This is a genomic window from Bartonella sp. AP40SXNS (assembly GCF_042195825.1).
Lineage (GTDB): Bacteria > Pseudomonadota > Alphaproteobacteria > Rhizobiales > Rhizobiaceae > Bartonella.
In genome coordinates this window covers 1-1,772 of record NZ_JBHIPB010000065.1, presented here as the reverse complement: position 1 = coordinate 1,772, position 1,772 = coordinate 1, and the positions used below count along the sequence as shown (strand labels likewise).

Genomic DNA, 1,772 nt, shown 5'->3' with positions numbered 1-1,772 from the left:
CGGAAGAGGAAGCGCGTATAAACGCAAAGATTGATGCGCAGTTTGCTGACTTTAGAGACCACACCATTGATGTTGCAAGGGCTGCTGGGGGCGTTGCCGCTGCCCTTGCCGGTGGCAATGTTGATGCCGGCGCTGATGCCGCAGGTAATGCCGCTGCAAATAACTACCTCAGCAGTGCTCAACAAGCTCAGATGAATAAAGAATTAAAGGAGTGTCCTGACCTTTTATGTGAAGCAGAAGTGTCTGCGAAGTGGTCTGCGATTAGTACAGGGCAAGATATAAGCTTTGCGGCAGGTATGGTAGCTGGTGTACCGGCTGAAATATACGATACGCTTGATGGTTTTTTCCAAATAGCCAAACATCCCGAAGAGACTTTGAAAGCGCTCAAAGATTTTTTCAGCAGTGGTGAGATTTTGGCGACAATTGGTCGGACCCTTGGACAGTCCTATGTAGATCGCATTAATAAAATGGAGGAGGAATATGAGCGAGCCGGTGCTGGTGGATCCTTTAAAGCTGGACTTGAATTTGGAAAATTATTGACTGAAACAGCATCCCTAATGACAGGAGTTGCTGGAGCAGCCAAGGGAGGCATAAAGCTTGTTGGCAAGCTTACCGAAAAAGCTCTTGCCAAATTAGTAGCTAAGGCTGAGGTAACGGCTGCAAAAGCAGGCAAAGACATCGCTCAATCAACGGAAAAAATAAGCGATAAAGCTGTTGCAGTTCATGAGCAAACAGGAAACAAAGCTTCTCAGACAATTGAAGAAGTCAGAAATAAAATAAAAGATATTTATCCAGAAAAAGACATTGCTCAATCAACGGAAAAAATCAGAGATGAAATTGCTAAAACTCAATATTTCACACAAGGAGAACATTTATGGTCAGACAGAAAATCCACTGTTTTTGAGCTTGAAATACCTCACAAAGGAGAAATAATTACTCAAAAATATGAAGTTTATGAGAGTGAAAAGCTGTTTAATCCTTACCGAATTGTTACTTGGATAGAAAAAGGGAAAGAAGTAGAAGGTACAAATATTGAAAAGATGACAGCAGGAAGAGCGCCCATAGGATTTGATGATAAATCCATTGAATTCCATCACATATTGCAAACACATGATGGTCCTTTAGCAATGGTGACAAATGAGTTTCATAAAAAATATCATCGTATCCTTCATAATAGGCCTAAGGAAATGGGATCAGATATTGATAGAGATTTGTTTAAAAAGTTGAGAGAAGAACTTTGGATGTTATGTGCTGAATGTTATAAACCGAAAGATACAAAAATTAAAAAATAACAATTTATAGGAGAACAAATTATGAAAACTTACACCTTAGATGATGTTGCAGAGTTGGTTGAGAAATATAGTGATATTGTTGATTTTGGCACTGCAGAGGATGCGGTTAGTAATGAAAGGATTGAAGAAGCTGAGAAAATTCTTGGTGTAAAGTTTACAACTTCTTATAAAGACTTTTTAAAAAATTATAAAGGAGGAGAAATTGGAGGTTATGAAATATTTAGCATTTATAACGCAAGTTTTGATAAGTGTCCTGCTGGTGATATTGTTTTCTATCATTTGACGGATATAAAAAATGGTTTCACAAAACCAAATCAGCTTGCCGTGAATAGAACTGATTTTGGTGAAACATTTTACTTTGATTATACTCAGTTTCAGGATGGTGAATGCCCACTTTACGTCGAGATTCCATCTGGAGCGTCACATTATTATGCAAGTAATTTTTATGAATTTCTCTGTAAAAGAATTAAAGAGCACGCA

General features: G+C 38.3%; 2 protein-coding genes. Both read left to right on the top strand.

The genetic code is table 11. From position 1 onward, the window contains the following. A partial coding sequence (locus ACFILZ_RS09685; RefSeq protein WP_375611044.1) for an HNH/ENDO VII family nuclease occupies positions 1–1,292 on the top strand: 1,292 nt, incomplete at its 5' end. 21 nt (positions 1,293–1,313) lie between these two features. Further along, positions 1,314–1,772 (top strand): SMI1/KNR4 family protein (locus ACFILZ_RS09680; RefSeq protein WP_375611043.1); only part of this gene is annotated, 459 nt, incomplete at its 3' end.